Raw genomic sequence first — 17,014 nt, forward strand, 5'->3', positions numbered from 1 at the left:
TCTGCCGAGGGAAACCCTGATTGCTGCCGCACGTCCTGCAAAAACCGCTGTGAGGGCCGTTGGTCGCGGCGTTCAGCCGGTTTGTTCATGGAAGCTAAGCTCTAACTGGGGAGTAGGTCTTATCTTCCAATGAGGTGAGGGATGGTTGAGTCACAGCAAAAAGCTACAAAACCGGAGCTGTACGAAAGGCTGATCGATCGTTTGGCCTTGGCCCTGGAGGCGGCAAGGACCGCTAGCCGGTTGCGCGACGAACGCCCTCTGGAACTGGAACTGCGCGGCCTGAGCCCCGCAGAGTTTGCACTGGTCAAAGCGTACCTGGATCGCAGTGAGCGTGAGACACACGGATGCTTGTCTGAGGCGGTAAAACAACTCGATGCACCACGTTCGGCCAAGATCATCTGGCTCAAGGACAAGGTTCGCGGCAGAGACGCGGTAAAGGTCCGGTCTTTGCAGTTCAAATAGGGTACAGAGCCATGCTCCAGGCATTTTTGAAGCATAGTCCTTCTGTATTGATTGTCGCATTGCGTCAACCCACTTAGGCTTCGGGCATCTCCGGGAGATGCTCGATGCCATTTCGTTATTTCGTAAAACAACTTCTTTTGCCCCCCGGCATTCTATTGCTGCTGCTTTTGCTTGCCTGGTGGTTGCGCCGCTCAAGGCCGAGGCTTGCCAGTGTGTGCTTTGCGCTGGGTCTGGGGGGGTTCTGGTTGATGAGCCTGCCGGTGGTGGTGCAGTGGAGTGCCGGCCTGCTCGAGCGGGAGCCACCGCTGGCCCGCGACGAATGGGCAGGCCTGGGGCAACGCGCGGATGCGATCGTGATTCTCGGTTCGGGGCGCGAGCGCGGTGACGTTGCCTGGGGCGCGGACCAGCCCACGGGTGTCGGCCTGGAACGCCAGCGCTTTGCCGCGCGGCTGGCCAAGGCTTCCGGCCTGCCGGTACTGACCAGCGGCGGCCTGCACTACGGCACGCCGCCCAGCGAGGCGCAGATGATGGCTGACTCCTTGCGTGACGATTTTGGCGTGACCGTGCGCTGGCAGGAGGGGCGCAGCCGCACGACATGGGAGAATGCGCAGTTCAGCGCCGAGGTGTTGCTGCCTCAGGGCATCAAGCGTGTGGTGGTCGTGACTCAGGCCTGGCATATGCCGCGGGCGGCCTGGAGTTTCCGCAAGGCCGGGTTTGAGGTGGTGCCGGCGCCGGTAGGGTTTCTGGGCGGCGACAACGCGCGGCCACTGGGTGGCTGGATGCCGGAGTTCAAGGCGATCTGGCAGAACGGGCAATTGATGAACGAGGCGGTGGGGCAGATCGGTTATTCGTTGTTCTATTGAGGTGATGTCGGCGCTGGTTGGTGCGGTGTCTGTGATGACGCCTTCGCGAGCAAGCCCGCTCCCACAGGAGCTACACAGTCCAATGTGGGAGCGGGCTTGCTCGCGAAGCTTTTAAACGGTCTTGGCCATCCGGCTGGCGATCAGTGCCCAGCCAAACAACAACACACAGACAATGATCAGTGGCCACGAACGCCATTCCAGGTAAGGCGTCAGGTTGTGCATCGGCACCACTTCACCGTACAGGATGCCGCGTTCGAACTGCGGGATCTGATCGGTAATCTGGCCGTACGGGTTGATCAGGCCGGACACGCCGTTGTTGGTGGCGCGGATCATCCAGCGCCCGGCTTCCAGGGCACGCATCTGTGCCATCTGCAGGTGTTGCAGCGGACCGATGGAGGTGCCGAACCAGGTGTCGTTGCTGATGGTCAGCAGCAGGTCGCTGCGGGCGGCAAGGCTGGCGGCGAACTCCGGGTAAACCACTTCATAGCAGATGTACGGCGCGATCTGATAACCCTTGGCTTGCAGCAAAGGCTGGTCGGCCGGACCGCGAGCGAAGTCCGACATCGGCAGGTCGAAGAAGGCGATCAGTCCGCGTAGCATGTCCTGCAAGGGGACATATTCACCAAACGGCACCAGTTTTTGCTTCAGGTAAGTGCCGTCGCCTTCACCGGTAACGGTGATGGCATTGAAGAAACGCTTTTCGTGGCGTACCTCCATGCGGACCGGGACACCGGTAATCAACGCCGATTTACGTTCGGCGGCGAAGCTGCCCATCATGTTCAGGTAGCCCTCGGCGGACTCCTTGAGCACCGGGACCGCCGTTTCCGGCCAGATGAGTAGGTCGACACGTTTGGAGCTGAAGCTCATGTCGCGGTACAGCGCCAGTTGCGCGTTGAGCTGCGCCGGATCCCACTTCATGCTTTGTTCGATGTTGCCCTGAATGGCGGCGACGCTCAGTGGCGGGCCCGAAGGGCTAGTCCAGGCGTGGTGCTTGAGCGCCATGCCGGCCAGCCACGGACCGACCAGCAGCAACACGCCGGCAGCGATGAAGCCTTTGTGCCCCGTACGAACCAGGCGCATGCCGTTGTAGATCAACGCAGCTGTCAGGGCCAGGGTAAAGGAAATCAGCCACATCCCGCCGATGGGGGCGAGCCCGGCCAGCGGGCCATCAAGCTGGCTGTAACCGGAGTACAGCCACGGGAAACCCGTCAGGAACCAGCCACGGAAGGCTTCCTGGCCGACCCACAGCGCCGCGAAGGCCAGGGCGTCGGCCAGCGGCGCCTCATTGCGGCGCAGCCAGCGCGCCCAAATCCAGGCGGGCAGGGCAAAGAACCAGGCAATCGCCGCCGTGAAGAGCAGCATCAGGAACCCGGCCAGCAATACCGAAGCGCCACCGAAGTGGTGGATGCTGTAGTAGATCCAGCTGGTGCCAGCACCGAACAGGCCGAAACCGAAGCACCAGCCACGACCCAATGCCTGACGTGGGCTCAGTTCGCGCAGGCCGGCATAGAACAGCCCGACGGCGAGCAGTGCCAGTGGCCAGATATCGAACGGCGCCAGGGCCAGTGTGGTGATTGCACCGGCCGCCACGGCCAGCAGGTTACCGGGCCAGCCGGGGCGGGTTGTCCAGCGCATTTCAATCCTTAGCGAGCAATGGGCGTCAGGCGAAGCAAGTGAATCCGACGGCTGTCGGCGTTCAGGATGCGGAAGCGGTACGGGCCGATTTCAGTGATTTCGTTACGTTTTGGCAAATGTCCGAACGCGCTCATCACCAGGCCGCCAACGGTGTCGAATTCATCGTCGGAGAACTCGCTGTCGAAAAACTCGTTGAAGTTCTCGATCGGTGTCAGGGCCTTGATCAGGAAATCACCGCTGGGCAGCGGCTTGATGTAGCTGTCTTCTTCGACATCGTGTTCGTCTTCGATGTCGCCGACGATCTGTTCCAGCACGTCCTCGATGGTCACCAGGCCTGCCACGCCGCCGTACTCGTCGATGACGATGGCCATGTGGTTGTGGTTGGCGCGAAACTCTCGCAGCAGCACGTTAAGGCGCTTGGATTCGGGCACGAAGGTGGCCGGGCGCAGCAGGTCCTTGATGTTGAAGCTGTCGCCGTTCTCCTTGAGGATCAACGGCAGCAAATCCTTGGCCAGCAACACGCCCATCACGTCATCGTGGCTTTCGCCGATGACCGGGTAGCGGGAGTGGGCCGATTCAACCACGGCAGGCAGGAACTCGCGGGGTGTCTGGTTCGCCTTGATGCTGACCATTTGCGAGCGCGGGACCATGATGTCCCGGACCTGCAAGTCAGCCACCTGGATGGCGCCTTCGACAATGGCCAGCGCTTCGCTGTCCAGCAGTTTGTTCTGGTGTGCATCGCGCAGCAGCTCCAGCAGCTCCTGGCGGTTTTTCGGCTCGTGGGCAAAAGCCTGGGTGAGCTTACCCAGCCATGACTTCTGCCCGTTGCTCGATCGATCTTCGCTCATAGCGATTACTCTGAATCCTTTGTTGTTTCGGTAGGGGATAAATCGGTTTCGTCGTCCGCGTACGGATCGGGAATGCCCAGCTCTGCAAGCAACGTTCGTTCCAGTGCTTCCATCTCTTCGGCTTCGTCGTCATCAATATGGTCGTAACCAAGCAGATGCAGGCAGCCGTGAATCACCAGATGCGCCCAATGGGCCTTGAGCTCCTTGCCCTGTTCAGCGGCCTCGCGCTCGACCACGGCCACGCAGATCACCAGGTCGCCCAGCAGCGGGATGTCGAGGAACTCATCCGGCACATCGGCCGGGAATGACAAGACGTTAGTTGCGTAATCCTTTTGCCGCCAGGTGTGGTTCAACTCGCGACCTTCGGCTTCGTCGACCAGGCGAATGGTCATCTCCGAGTCGGCGGTGCGCTGGCGCAAAGCCAGTTCGCACCACTGGCGAAACTCGGCTTCGCTGGGGGCGGGGGCTTCGGTGGCGATTTGCAGGTCAAGCTCAAGCATCGCGGCGGCTATCCTTGGCGGCAGCATCATCGGCCGCTTTGGTTTCGAAGCGCTCGTAGGCTTCGACAATCCGTTGCACCAGCGGATGGCGCACGACGTCCTTGGGCTGGAAATGGGTGAAGCTGATTCCCGGCACGTCCTTGAGCACTTCAATCACATGGTGCAGGCCGGACTTGGTGCCGCGTGGCAGGTCGACCTGGGTGATGTCCCCGGTGATGACGGCCGTGGAGCCAAAGCCGATCCGGGTCAGGAACATCTTCATTTGCTCGACCGTGGTGTTCTGGCTTTCGTCGAGAATGATGAAGCTGTTGTTCAGCGTACGGCCGCGCATGTAGGCCAGCGGCGCGACTTCGATCACCTGGCGCTCGATCAGCTTGGCGACGTATTCGAAACCGAGCATTTCGTAGAGTGCGTCGTAGAGCGGGCGCAGATACGGGTCGATTTTTTGCGACAGGTCGCCGGGCAGGAAACCGAGTTTTTCACCCGCTTCGACCGCCGGGCGAACCAGCAGGATGCGGCGGATCTGCTCGCGCTCCAGTGCATCCACCGCGCAGGCAACGGCCAGATAGGTCTTGCCGGTACCGGCCGGGCCGATGCCGAAGTTGATGTCGTTGCCGAGGATCTCCTTCACATAGCGCAGCTGATTCAAGCCGCGAGGGCGAATCATGCCTTTCTTGGTGCGCAGGGCGACGGACGGTTCCGCAGGGGAGTGGTTGTCGAGCTGTTCGACGGCGGATTCCTGCAGGAACAGGTGCACCATATCCGGCGACAGCTCGGTACCCTTGGTTTCCCGGTACAGGCGGCGCAGGAGGTTTTCCGCGGAGGTGGTGTGTTTGGGTTCGCCGATCAGTTCGAACTGGTTTCCGCGATTGCGGATCTCGATGGTCAGGCGCTGCTCGATCAAGCGCAAATGCTCGTCGAATTGCCCGCACAGATTGGCGAAGCGGCGAGCTTCAAAAGGCTCGAGGATGAAACGATGTGGTTCTATGGGTGCGTTCAAGGTCGTATTTAGCCGCCCTGGGGCAATTGAGATGAAATCAAGGATAACGCCAGTGGGCTGGGTGCGAAAGCTCTTAAATTTTGCAATCTGATCCCCGCGCCTGGTGCGGTCTTTGTGGGAGCGGGCTTGCTCGCGAAAGCAATCTCACGGCCAACGAAGAATCCGGACCTGCCCGCCGGTTTATCAGACAACCCGCGCATCAGCGCGCCAACTTGGCTAAAATGCCGGCCTTTTCCACCTACACCGCTGGAACCGCCGTGAGCAAAGAACCCGATCGCCTTTTCGCCCAGCCTCTGGCCCAGGTGCCTGACTTCGCCTTTAACGAGGACGTGGTGCGGGTGTTCCCGGACATGATCAAGCGCTCGGTGCCGGGCTATCCGACCATCGTTGAAAACCTCGGTGTGCTCGCCGCGCAGTTCGCCCAGCCGGGCAGCGTGCTGTACGACCTGGGTTCGTCGCTGGGTGCCGTGACCCAGGCCCTGCGCCGGCACGTGCGCACCGACGGTTGCCGGGTGATCGCTGTGGATAACTCGGCAGCGATGGTCGAACGCTGCCGCGAGTACCTCAACGGACAGGATTCGATGTTCCAGGAGCTGCTGCCGGTCGAGGTGATCGAAGGCGATATCCTTGCCCTCGACTTTCAGCCAGCCTCGGTGGTGGCGTTGAACTTCACCCTGCAATTCATCGCCCCGGACCAGCGCACCGCGTTGCTGACGCGTATCCGCCAATCGCTGCTGCCCGGTGGCGCGCTGATCCTCTCGGAGAAGCTGCGCTTCAACGATGCCGAAGAACACGCGTTGCTCACTGACCTGCACGTGGCGTTCAAACGCGCCAACGGCTACAGCGAGCTGGAAATCGCCCAGAAGCGCAGCGCCATCGAAAACGTCATGAAGCCCGACAGCCTCGAAGAACACCGCGAACGCCTGCTGGCCGCCGGGTTCTCGAAAGTCGTGCCGTGGTTCCAGTGTCTTAACTTTGCCTCGTTGATTGCCTTGCCATGATTGATCTGTCCCCCCTCGCCCGCCGTCTGGCCGGAACACCGCTGGCCGACTGGGCCAACACCCTGCAAGCGCAACTCGACAAGAAAATGGAAAAAGGTCATGGCGACCTGGAGCGCTGGCAAAGCGCGCTGGACGCCCTGCCACAGATCCAGCCAACTGAAGTCGATTTGCTCAACGGCTTGAAGCTGGACACCGATTGCGATGACGCAACCCGCGCGCAAATGCGCACCGCGTTGATGGGCCTGTCGCCATGGCGCAAGGGGCCGTTCGACCTGTTCGGCGTGCACGTCGACACCGAATGGCGCTCGGACTGGAAATGGTCGCGGGTCGCCCCGCACCTGAATCTGAAAGGCAAGCGCATCCTCGATGTCGGCTGCGGCAACGGCTACTACATGTGGCGCATGCTTGGCGCCGGCGCGGACAGCGTGATCGGCGTCGACCCGAACTGGCTGTTCTTCTGCCAGTTCCAGGCGGTGCAACGTTACCTGTCCAAGCCCAATGCCTGGCACCTGCCCTTCCCGTTCGAAGACCTGCCGCCGAACCTCGAAGGTTTCGACACGGTGTTTTCCATGGGCGTGTTCTACCACCGCCGCTCGCCCATCGAGCATTTGCTGGCGCTGAAGGATTGCCTGGTCAAGGGTGGTGAACTGGTGCTGGAAACCCTGGTGGTCGAAGGCGATAAACACCAGGTACTGGTGCCGGAAGACCGTTACGCGCAGATGCGCAACGTGTGGTTCCTGCCATCGGTGCCGGCGCTGGAGTTGTGGCTGCGTCGTGCCGGGTTCACCGATGTGAAGTGCGTGGATGTGAGCACCACCACGATCGAGGAACAGCGCGGGACGGAGTGGATGAAGTATCAGTCGCTCAGTGACTTCCTTGATCCGGAAGATCACAGCAAGACCATCGAAGGTTTACCGGCACCGATGCGGGCTGTCATCGTCGCCAGAAAGTAACGCAAGAATCTGTAGGAGCGAGCTTGCTCGCGAAGGTGTGTCAGTCGACACCACTTAGCCTGACACTCCATCGCGAGCAAGCTCGCTCCTACAGAGGTTCGGTGTTCAGTCTGAGGGCTTGGCGCGCCGGGCCTTGAAGAACTCGCTCAGCACCGCCCCGCACTCCTCCGCCAACACCCCGCCTTCATACAGCACCCGGTGATTCAAGAAGCCCTGGGTAAAGAACTGCCCCTGGCTTTGCACAATCCCGGCCTTGGGCTCCAGCGCGCCGTACACCACCCGCGCAATCCGCGAATGCACGATCAGGCCCGCACACATGCTGCACGGCTCCAGGGTCACATACAGCGTGCTGCCTGGCAGGCGATAGTTGCTCACGGCCTGGGCGGCAGCGCGAATGGCGACCATCTCGGCGTGGGCGCTCGGGTCGCTGCCACTGATCGGGCAATTGAAGCCGCGACCGATGATTTCACCGTCCTGCACCAGCACCGCGCCCACCGGCACTTCACCGAGGGCGGCACCTTGCGCGGCCAGCACCAGGGCTTCACGCATGAAGTCCCGATCACGGCTGCGGTCGATAATGGCGGCGGGTCGAATCTGACGCATCACGCCACCTCGATCGCGGCCATCAGGCCGGTTTCCATGTGGTCGATCACATGGCAATGGAACATCCACACGCCAGGGTTATCCGCCACCAGCGCCACCTGGGCGCGCTCGTTCTTGCCCAGCAGGTAGGTGTCGGTGAAGTACGGAATGATTTTGTGCCGGTTCGAGGCGATGACCTTGAAGCTCATGCCGTGCAAGTGAATCGGGTGCTGATACTGAGTCATGTTTTTCAATTCGAAGATGTAGCTCTTGCCCTTCTCAAGCTTGGCAATCGGGCGGTCGGCGCAAGTCTTGTCGGTGATGTCCCAAGCCTTGCCGTTGATCTGCCACAGGCTTGGCGGCTTGCCGTTGTCGATATTGACCGACACCGAGCCCACCCATTCGAAATTGAAGTTGAGTTTCTCGGCATTGGCCAGGTCCGGCTCGGCGATCGGGTTGGCCGGCAGTGCCGGCGGCCACTCGGTCGGCGCGTCGCCATTGGCCACCGAACGCAAGGTGCCGAGGCGCACCGGACCGTTGCGCAGGGACAACTCTTCACCGGCCGCTGGCGCCTTGATCGCCAGGCAGATGCGCATGCCGGGGCCGAGCCAGTACTCCTTGCCCAGCGGGCGTGGCTCGATGGGGTTGCCGTCCAGTGCATAGATCTGCGCTTCGACGCCGGGGATGTTCAGGCGATAAGTCAAAGTATTATCGAGGTTGAGCAGGCGTACACGGGTGATCTGCCCGGCTGGCAAATCAATCACCGGCTGCGAGACCCCGTTGATGGTCGACAGACGCCCCGCCGTACCGCCACGGGCCGCTTCACGGGGAATGCTGAACTCGACGAAATTGCCCACCTCGTCGACATGCCAGCTCTTGAGGCTCAAGGTTTTCTCGTACTTGAATCCGGTCGGCTCGCGCTCTTCGATGATCAACGGCCCGACCAGCCCACGGCCAAGCTCTTCGCTGCTGTTCACGTGCGGGTGATACCAGTAACTGCCAGCGTCAGGCACGCGGAACTTGTAGTCGAAATATTCACCCGGCAGTACCGGCAATTGCGACACATAAGGCACACCGTCCATTTCCAGCGGCAGGCGGATGCCGTGCCAGTGGATGGTGGTGGCGACCGGCAGATGATTGATGAAACGCACCCTCAGCCATTCGCCCTGGCGCACGCGCAACTCGGTGCCTGGTGCCGACGGGCCGAAGGCCCAAGCCTCGGTCTTGTGCCCCGGCACCAGTTCGACGTCCAGCGGTGCGGCGATCAGTTCATAGTCGTGACCGGCATCTGCGTCGGCCATCTTGCCCAGCCAGTAGCGCGACGCGCCACCGGCTCCCACGCCAACGACAACAAGACCGGCCAGACCACCGAGTATTTGGCGACGGGTAAACGACATGAACTCAACTACCTCACAAATCAGCAACAGGCCCACGGCCCGCAAAAGGCGAATACGATACACCTGCGATTGCGAAACAGTAAGGGCTGCGCGGCGGATGGACGCAGGGCGGCATCGGACATACAGGCTAAATCGGGACGCGGTACAGCCCTGTCCGTACCCGAAATCGAATCGCAAATGGGCGTAACCATGTAGTGCACATTGCTAGAGCGTACGGGGCATCTTCGACATCCATTTTCTCAAGGAACGAGAGCCGATGAACTCAATTGAGTCCCGCTGATCCACCGCTTCCGCGCCACCGATCAGGACAACGCCGACCTGCATACGAGCGAGTTTGTGAAAAACGATTTGCGCTTTCAGGTCGAGATGCCCTGGATGGCGCTGGATCCTTCTCACCCAATGGTTTTCTTCATCTCAGGTCGATCACGATGATCTCGCAAAGATCGCCGGCTTTCAGATCCTGCGTGTTGTGAAGCTCCGATTGGGCCTTCAGTTCGTCCACCAGTGGTATGCGCGGCACTTCAGTCGGTGCACCTTTCTTGCCACCATGCTTGCCCGCCATCGTTGACATCACGGTCTTGAGGCGATCGGGTGTCTGTTCCTCGTTGCGTTTGTTGAAGCGGCTCCACATCGCCCTGGGCGTTGCGTTCAGGCTGCCGTGATGTCCGACCTTGTAGAAATCGACGTCGTCGAGCAGTTCCGCCATCTCCGATTGGAGCGCGTAGTTCCAGTTCTCCAGTTGCGCATCACCGGGAAACAACAGCTTCCTGGTTCCCGCTTCGAACAAAAGGATCAGGCTCGTATTGTTCATGGCGTCATCCAGCGCCGTGACGATCCCGAGCAATTGATCAGCTTCCGCGTTGTCGACCCGTTCCGCGACCCAGCGCATCTCGCTTGGCAGGCTCGTCTTGCGAAACATTTCTTCTTTCGATAGCTGTGGGAACAGCTTGCTGTTCGACTGCGTAGCCAGCTCGCCATCCACACCGAGAGCCACCAGGGGATTCGCACGCAACCAGTAATCGCTCGAGGCTTTCGCATACTTTTTGATCGACTTCGACTGCTGCAATGTCGGGGGGCCCAACACGTGCACCTTGATGTTCGGCAGGACTTCATCGAGAGCGACATCACAGCCGTGAAACAGATAGACGTTGCGTGTCTCATCACCGGCCATGGTCATCAGGTTCTTTACCGCGGAGAGGTTCTTGATGTTGTCCTCGCCGAGAAAGCGCAGGCGGTCGGCGAACGGCCACTGGGCGTTGAAGCCCTTCTCGCCGTCAAGACGCCGCACCACCGATTCGGCGATGGCATGCATGCTTTCGAGCGAGGCAACACGCGTGTCAAACGCCTTCTTCGCCGCTGCCGTATCAGTCGGGCCCGCCCAGTTCTCAGGTGCTTCGGGCGCCTCGGTCCATGGCTGCAGCACGCGATCAGGCTTCAGTGCCCGGATCACATCACCAGGACCATCGCCATTGTCGGACGTCGCGAACCCGCTGATGTGATCGGCATGCCGGTGGGTGGCGACCACGATATCGAGCTTGCCGCCACATTGCTGCGCGATGTCGTCGGCCACGTGCTTCATGTCCGCCTTCGGATCGTTTTTCGGCATGCCGGTGCTGCCGAAATCGATCAGGATGTGCCTGGCGCTGTCGTCGCTGTAGTCGAAGCGCAGAAGAAAGCAGTCGCCGAATCCGACCTGGTAGGCACGAATTGTCGCCTTGACGGGGTGCGGTGCTGCGGCGTGAGCGGTAGTGACCATGGAGTCAATCCTCCATGCGCGCCAGATGCATGTTCGAGAAGCGCATGCGCGCCTCTTCCCGTGGCATGCCCAGTTGCCCTGTATCGCGCAGGTACTCGAGGCGCCGCACTTGCCGAGCGCCATCGAGCAGGCCATTGCAGATGTGGTACTTGACGCGACCGTACTGGTCGAAGACGACGACACCACCGCCGAAGAGATCGGCCCGCGTGCGGGTCGTGAAGCCCTCGGGCAAGGGTTTGATGCCGCACTCCGACATCAGCTCGGATCCGAAGAAATGCCCGATCTGGACGTACTGACAAATCGTTTCCCTGAACGGAATGCCGTCGGGATCGACACGCACGGCCGCGTCGATCGACTGCACTTCCGTATAGCCCCGATCGGTGATGCGGAGTGCCTCGCGGTTTTCCCAAAGGAAGCGAAAGCATTCATCAGGGTCACGCGTCAGCGCTTCGGCATTGCTGCGCGAATACTGCAGCTCATCCGGCGTCGAAAAACGCGACCAGCATCCGTCGGTGTCAGTTTGTCCGCAGGGCGGGGCGATGCCATAAGCCTTGAAGGAATTCCTGATCTGCGAGCGATAACCGAACCGGCTGTCATCCGGCACCAGCTCGCGATCCGCCGTGAGCAGCCCGGCCAGGAACTGGCCAAAATCGAGATCGGTCGGTGGACAGTAGTCGATCGCACGGATCGACATCTGCAACAACTGCGCAGCGGCCTTGGCTCCTTCCTCGACGACAGACTTGAGGTTGTAGCCACCACCTTCGAATGTGCCGAGCTGGGCGATGCGTTCGGTCCATAGTTCGACGAAGGCGCGCATCATCGCTGCCACGAGGACTTCCCCTCGTCGGTGCGGCTCCAGCATTTCGGAGGCGTTGAGAATGTCCGGATCAGGCGCGATCTTGACTGATTGGCGCAGAGCCTCGCGCCCACCATCGGCAATGGCGCCGATCTCTGCAGCAATGCCGAGCAGGATCGACGATCGTATGACATCGCCCGTCACCTTCTCGGCAGGGATCAGCTGCATCGGCTCGCCGAGGCCCGGCAGTTTGTCATTGAAGCCCAGACCCGCTGCGACCACTTCGGGCAGCGAGAAGATCGAGAGGATCGCAACGATGTCGGCGAAGCCTTCATGGAAGGCGGCCTGGTCGGGACCAGAGGGCTCCGTGTAGCGCGTGCGCAGGCCGTCCAATACCGCATGCGTCGTCTCATGTGCAATGACGTCGTGGCTGAGCGCGGTGAAGACCGGCTGCATCTTGTCGTCGAAGAAGTAGCCAAACATCAGCGTCCTGTCGGGCTCTGAATAAAAGGCGTTGGCCAGCGCGAAGGCATGTGGCGCAATGTGCAGCTGATGACCGCCGAACGACCAGCGGACGCGGCGACCGAGCGCGCGCTCGAACAGACCCAGCGTGCGCATCGCGATCGCATAGCAGTTCTGGGCATGGAAATTGGGATTCGCGAGCAGGCGGGCCTGGTAGGCCTTGTCGTGCAGTGTTTCGCCGTCCTGCGGCGCGAAGGGATCGAGCAAGACATTGACGTCTTGGTAGCGTTGGCGATTGGCGTAGGCGCGCCGCTCGGTCGCGTTGTAGTCGACCACCTTGATCCTGTAGCCAGTGGGGCCCCAATCCAGCATCTCGGCGGGGACGTCGACCTGCGCGAACACTATGGGTCCGTTGTCGCCCAGGCGCAGACCGGGATCCTTAGCGATGACGGTAAGTTTACGCACGGATTGCAGAACAGTCATGGAAGCGTCCTCTTGCGAAAAAGCTACTCACAGACTTTATGCGTTGTACTGCGTGCGCATCATCTGGTTTGGGTAGAGTAGATGAACTCATTTCGGCTTGCGCCGAATTTGCCCATCAAGCCGCAGGCGCTGCCGTTCACCCCAAGGAATTCAACGGCTTAGAGTTTGGGAAGCCGCAATCGATATCGTACTCACGATCATCGACAGCCCTCCTCTAAGCCATTGATTCACATAGGCAGTTCAACCACCCTCATTCCCACTCAATGGTCGCCGGCGGCTTGCTCGACACGTCGTAGGTGACGCGGGAGATGCCTTCGATTTCATTGATGATGCGGCCGCTGACGGTTTCCAGCAGTTCGTAAGGCAGGTGTGCCCAACGCGCGGTCATGAAGTCGATGGTTTCCACGGCACGCAGGGCCACGACCCAGGCGTAACGACGGCCATCACCGACCACGCCAACCGATTTAACCGGCTGGAACACCACGAATGCCTGGCTGACCTTGTGATACCAGTCGGCCTTGCGCAGTTCTTCGATGAAGATGTGGTCGGCGCGACGCAGCAGGTCGGCGTATTCCTTCTTCACTTCACCGAGGATGCGCACGCCCAGGCCCGGGCCCGGGAACGGGTGACGGTAGACCATGTCGTACGGCAGGCCCAGTTCCAGGCCCAGACGACGGACTTCATCCTTGAACAGCTCGCGCAGTGGCTCGACCAGTTTCAGGTTCATCTCTTCCGGCAGGCCGCCCACGTTGTGGTGCGACTTGATCACGTGGGCCTTGCCGCTTTTCGCGCCAGCCGACTCGATCACGTCCGGGTAGATGGTGCCCTGTGCCAGGTACTTGATGTTGTCCAGCTTGCAGGATTCGGCATCGAATACGTCGATGAAGGTACGGCCGATGATCTTGCGCTTCTTCTCAGGGTCAGCTTCGCCGGCCAGGTTGTTGAGGAACTGGTCCTCGGCGTTGGCGCGGATCACCTTGACGCCCATGTTCTCGGCGAACATGGCCATCACTTGCTCGCCTTCGTGCAGGCGCAGCAGGCCGTTGTCGACGAAGACGCAGGTCAGCTGGTCGCCGATGGCCTTGTGCAGCAGCGCGGCAACTACCGAGGAGTCCACGCCGCCAGAGAGGCCGAGCAGCACGTTGTCGGTACCGACCTGGGCACGCACCTGGGCGATGGCGTCTTCAGCGATCTTCGACGGGGTCCACAGCGCTTCGCACTCGCAGATGTCGAGGATGAAGCGCGACAGGATGCGGCCGCCCTGCTTGGTGTGGGTCACTTCCGGGTGGAACTGCACGCCGTAGTAGCGACGCTCGTCGCTGAACATGCCAGCGATCGGGCAGCTCGGGGTGCTGGCCAGGATATGGAAGTCGGACGGCATGCGGGTGACCTTGTCACCGTGGCTCATCCACACGTCGAGGCCGAACAGGCCGTCGGCGTCGATGTGGTCTTCGATGCCGTCGAGCAGGCGGCTCTTGCCGACCACGTCGACACGGGCGTAACCAAACTCACGCAGCTCGGAACCTTCAACCTTGCCGCCCAGTTGCTCGGCCATGGTCTGCATGCCGTAGCAGATACCGAAGACCGGCACGCCCAGGTCAAAGACTGCCTGCGGGCAGCGAGGGCTGTTGGCTTCGTGCACGGACTCCGGGCCGCCAGCGAGAATGACGCCTTTTGGCGCGAACTCGCGGATCGCATCCTCGTCCATGTCGAACGGGTGCAGTTCGCAGTACACGCCGATTTCACGCACGCGGCGGGCGATCAGCTGGGTGTACTGGGAACCGAAGTCGAGGATCAGGATGCGGTGAGCGTGAATATCGAGGGCCATGATTCAGTCTCGTCTAAGTCATTCAGAAACAGTCGTGATTCAGAAACAACTCGGGGCTGAATAAAACAGCCCCGGTTGCTTAGCTTGTTGCTTGAAGGCTCAACCTACGCGGTAGTTTGGCGCTTCCTTGGTGATCTGCACGTCGTGAACGTGGGATTCGGCCATGCCTGCGCCGGTGATCCGCACGAACTCGGGCTTGGTGCGCATCTCTTCGATGTTGGCGCTACCGGTGTAGCCCATCGAGGAGCGCAGGCCGCCCATCAACTGGTGGATGATCGCGCTCAGGGTGCCCTTGTACGGAACACGCCCTTCGATGCCTTCCGGAACCAGCTTCTCGGCGCCTGCCGAGGAGTCCTGGAAGTAACGGTCGGAGGAACCCTGGGCCTGGGACATGGCGCCCAGCGAACCCATGCCGCGATAAGCCTTGTACGAACGGCCCTGGAACAGTTCGATCTCGCCCGGCGCTTCTTCGGTACCGGCGAACATCGAGCCCATCATCACGCAGGAAGCACCGGCCACGATGGCCTTGGACAGGTCACCGGAGAAACGGATGCCGCCGTCGGCGATCAACGGTACGCCAGTGCCTTCAAGGGCAGCGGCGACGTTGGCGATGGCACTGATTTGCGGCACGCCGACACCGGCGACGATACGGGTGGTGCAGATCGAGCCAGGGCCGATACCGACCTTGACCGCATCAGCGCCCGCTTCGGCCAGGGCCTTGGCGGCAGCGCCGGTGGCGATGTTGCCGCCGATCACCTGCACTTCAGGGAAATTCTCTTTAACCCAGCGAACGCGGTCGATCACGCCTTTGGAGTGACCGTGAGCGGTGTCGACCACCACCACGTCAACGCCGGCATTGACCAGGGCGGCAACGCGGTCACCGGTGTCTTTACCGGTACCAACGGCAGCACCGACGCGCAGACGACCTTGATCGTCCTTGCTGGCCAGCGGGTAAGCCTTGGCTTTTTCGATGTCTTTGACGGTCATCATGCCTTTGAGGGCAAACTTGTCGTCGACGATCAGGACTTTTTCCAGGCGGTGCTTGTGCAGCAACTCGCGGACTTCGTTCTTGTTGGCGCCTTCCTTGACCGTGACCAGACGCTCTTTAGGCGTCATCACTTCACGTACGGTGGCATCCAGGCGGGTTTCGAAGCGCACGTCACGGGAAGTGACGATGCCGACCAGGTCGCCATCGTGCAGCACCGGAACGCCGGAAATGTTGTGCATGCGGGTCAGTTCGAACAGGTCACGCACCGTGGCGTCAGCCTCGATGGTGATCGGGTCCTTGACCACACCGGCTTCGAACTTCTTGACCTTGCGGACTTCGGCAGCTTGCTGCTCGATGGTCATGTTCTTGTGGATGATGCCAATACCACCTTCCTGAGCCATGGCGATTGCCAGACGGGCCTCAGTGACGGTGTCCATGGCGGCGGAGACCAGTGGAATATTCAGCTCGATGCCACGGGTAAGGCGGGTCTTGAGACTGACTTCGTTAGGAAGCACCTCGGAATAACCGGGCACTAGGAGAATGTCGTCGAATGTCAGAGCTTCTTGGCTGATACGCAGCATCGCGGGGGCTCCCGAGCGGGAAAATGGAAGCGCGCCATTATAGTCAGACACCCCTTCGGGTTCAATGTAAAACTCTGTCTATTATTGGCATTACTGATATACGGGGATTCCATCCGCTGTATTGCTGCTTTTTTGTAGGAGCGAGCCTGCTCGCGATGAGCTTGAAGGCGACGTTTGTTTTCAGACAGCACGCGTCATCGTTCACGACCATCGCGAGCGAGCTCGCTCCTACAACGGTCATCAGAGTTCGACTTTCACCCAACTGACCGGCTGATCGAGCCAATCGGCGAATTCATCGAGAAAGCTCTGCTTGAACCCGGCTTCGGCCCAGTTGTTGAAGATGAAACCGAGGTTGGAAAAGCCGCATTCCTGCAGGAACAGGAAGCCGTTGATGTCGTCTTCATGCCCGCATTCCGGACAGGTGAAGTTATCGGTACGCCCCGGCATCCAGTCTTCCAGGCTTTCGAACAGGGCTTCACCCACTTCCTTGCGGCACTCGGCGCAACCCGCTTCGCCAAGAAAACCCTTGGCCGGCGTATAGATGCAGCGCTTGGTGACGATCTCCAGACCATTGACCGGCTCGCCGAATGGCAGCGCGTCCGGGTGCAGCACCACCTCACGGGCACCCTCGGCGATGGCGTGGCCCATGCGATTGCCGGTGCGGCCGCACGTGGTCAGCTCTTCCTGGACGATGTTCTTGCGCACCAGCCAGCGCACGATCGCCCGAGCTCGGGGCTCGTGCACCGGCAGTGTGGAGATTTTCGGGACGATGATGCTTTGCGAATTCATGGGGTACAGGCCTGAAGCATTGATAAATGACCTGTAGGAGCGAGCTTGATCGCGATGGTCGTTAACGATAACGCGTACTTTCTGATTGAA

General features: G+C 60.7%; 15 protein-coding genes. 4 read left to right on the plus strand and 11 right to left on the minus strand.

Going from position 1 to position 17,014, the window contains the following annotated elements:
- The first annotated feature begins 141 nt into the window (after positions 1-141).
- Together ACCD00_RS08715 and ACCD00_RS08720 are read left to right on the plus strand one after the other, a co-directional pair.
- Complete coding sequence (locus tag ACCD00_RS08715) at positions 142-462, plus strand: hypothetical protein (RefSeq protein ID WP_008022948.1); 321 nt, start codon at positions 142-144, stop codon at positions 460-462.
- 104 nt (positions 463-566) lie between these two features.
- Positions 567-1,325 (plus strand): YdcF family protein, encoded by a 759-nt coding sequence (locus ACCD00_RS08720; protein WP_413423641.1) that lies wholly within the window; start codon positions 567-569, stop codon positions 1,323-1,325.
- 111 nt (positions 1,326-1,436) lie between these two features.
- Here the strand turns inward: ACCD00_RS08720 and lnt are convergent, their stop codons facing one another.
- From lnt to ACCD00_RS08740, 4 genes are read right to left on the minus strand one after another with little or no spacing between them, the layout of a single operon-like run.
- Entirely contained in the window at positions 1,437-2,960 is a 1,524-nt protein-coding gene (gene lnt, locus ACCD00_RS08725; RefSeq protein WP_413423643.1) for an apolipoprotein N-acyltransferase, read from the minus strand.
- Positions 2,961-2,968: 8 nt separating this feature from the next.
- On the minus strand, positions 2,969-3,808 hold the full coding sequence (locus ACCD00_RS08730) for an HlyC/CorC family transporter (RefSeq protein ID WP_413423645.1): 840 nt from the start codon (positions 3,806-3,808) through the stop codon (positions 2,969-2,971).
- Between the two features lie 5 nt (positions 3,809-3,813).
- Complete coding sequence (ybeY, locus tag ACCD00_RS08735) at positions 3,814-4,308, minus strand: rRNA maturation RNase YbeY (RefSeq protein ID WP_413423647.1); 495 nt, start codon at positions 4,306-4,308, stop codon at positions 3,814-3,816.
- Positions 4,301-5,308: a PhoH family protein gene (locus ACCD00_RS08740; RefSeq protein ID WP_008022966.1), complete on the minus strand. Its 1,008-nt coding sequence runs from the start codon at positions 5,306-5,308 to the stop codon at positions 4,301-4,303. The genes ybeY and ACCD00_RS08740 overlap by 8 nt, the downstream gene beginning before the upstream one ends.
- A gap of 221 nt (positions 5,309-5,529) precedes the next feature.
- On the opposite strand from ACCD00_RS08740, the gene cmoA reads away from it, so the two are divergent.
- Positions 5,530-6,309, plus strand: coding sequence for a carboxy-S-adenosyl-L-methionine synthase CmoA (cmoA, locus tag ACCD00_RS08745; RefSeq protein WP_413423649.1), 780 nt, complete (start codon positions 5,530-5,532; stop codon positions 6,307-6,309).
- Positions 6,306-7,262, plus strand: a complete 957-nt coding sequence (gene cmoB / locus ACCD00_RS08750) for a tRNA 5-methoxyuridine(34)/uridine 5-oxyacetic acid(34) synthase CmoB (protein ID WP_413423651.1) — start codon at positions 6,306-6,308, stop codon at positions 7,260-7,262. Before cmoA ends, cmoB begins: the two co-directional genes overlap by 4 nt.
- Positions 7,263-7,367: 105 nt before the next feature.
- On the opposite strand, the gene tadA is transcribed toward cmoB, so the two are convergent.
- The 7 genes from tadA to ACCD00_RS08785 form a co-directional block, all read right to left on the minus strand.
- On the minus strand, positions 7,368-7,865 hold the full coding sequence (gene tadA, locus ACCD00_RS08755) for a tRNA adenosine(34) deaminase TadA (RefSeq protein WP_413423653.1): 498 nt from the start codon (positions 7,863-7,865) through the stop codon (positions 7,368-7,370).
- The gene (locus tag ACCD00_RS08760; RefSeq protein WP_413423655.1) at positions 7,865-9,241 is read right to left on the minus strand and encodes a multicopper oxidase family protein; all 1,377 of its coding nucleotides are present in this window, start codon (positions 9,239-9,241) and stop codon (positions 7,865-7,867) included. The genes tadA and ACCD00_RS08760 overlap by 1 nt, the downstream gene beginning before the upstream one ends.
- 409 nt (positions 9,242-9,650) lie before the next feature.
- Positions 9,651-10,997, minus strand: a complete 1,347-nt coding sequence (locus ACCD00_RS08765) for a hypothetical protein (protein WP_413423657.1) — start codon at positions 10,995-10,997, stop codon at positions 9,651-9,653.
- 4 nt (positions 10,998-11,001) lie between these two features.
- Positions 11,002-12,738, minus strand: a complete 1,737-nt coding sequence (locus ACCD00_RS08770) for a hypothetical protein (RefSeq protein ID WP_413423659.1) — start codon at positions 12,736-12,738, stop codon at positions 11,002-11,004.
- 250 nt (positions 12,739-12,988) lie between these two features.
- On the minus strand, positions 12,989-14,566 hold the full coding sequence (gene guaA / locus ACCD00_RS08775; RefSeq protein WP_413423661.1) for a glutamine-hydrolyzing GMP synthase: 1,578 nt from the start codon (positions 14,564-14,566) through the stop codon (positions 12,989-12,991).
- 99 nt (positions 14,567-14,665) lie between these two features.
- Positions 14,666-16,135 carry an IMP dehydrogenase gene (gene guaB / locus ACCD00_RS08780; protein WP_413423663.1) on the minus strand — a complete coding sequence of 490 codons (1,470 nt, stop codon included), beginning with the start codon at positions 16,133-16,135 and terminating at the stop codon, positions 14,666-14,668.
- A 240-nt stretch (positions 16,136-16,375) separates the two neighbouring features.
- Positions 16,376-16,924 (minus strand): sugar ABC transporter ATPase, encoded by a 549-nt coding sequence (locus ACCD00_RS08785; RefSeq protein ID WP_413423665.1) that lies wholly within the window; start codon positions 16,922-16,924, stop codon positions 16,376-16,378.
- Between the last annotated feature and the right edge of the window lie 90 nt (positions 16,925-17,014).

It is taken from the genome of Pseudomonas sp. Pseusp3 (assembly GCF_047304225.1).
GTDB lineage: Bacteria > Pseudomonadota > Gammaproteobacteria > Pseudomonadales > Pseudomonadaceae > Aquipseudomonas > Aquipseudomonas fluorescens_CD.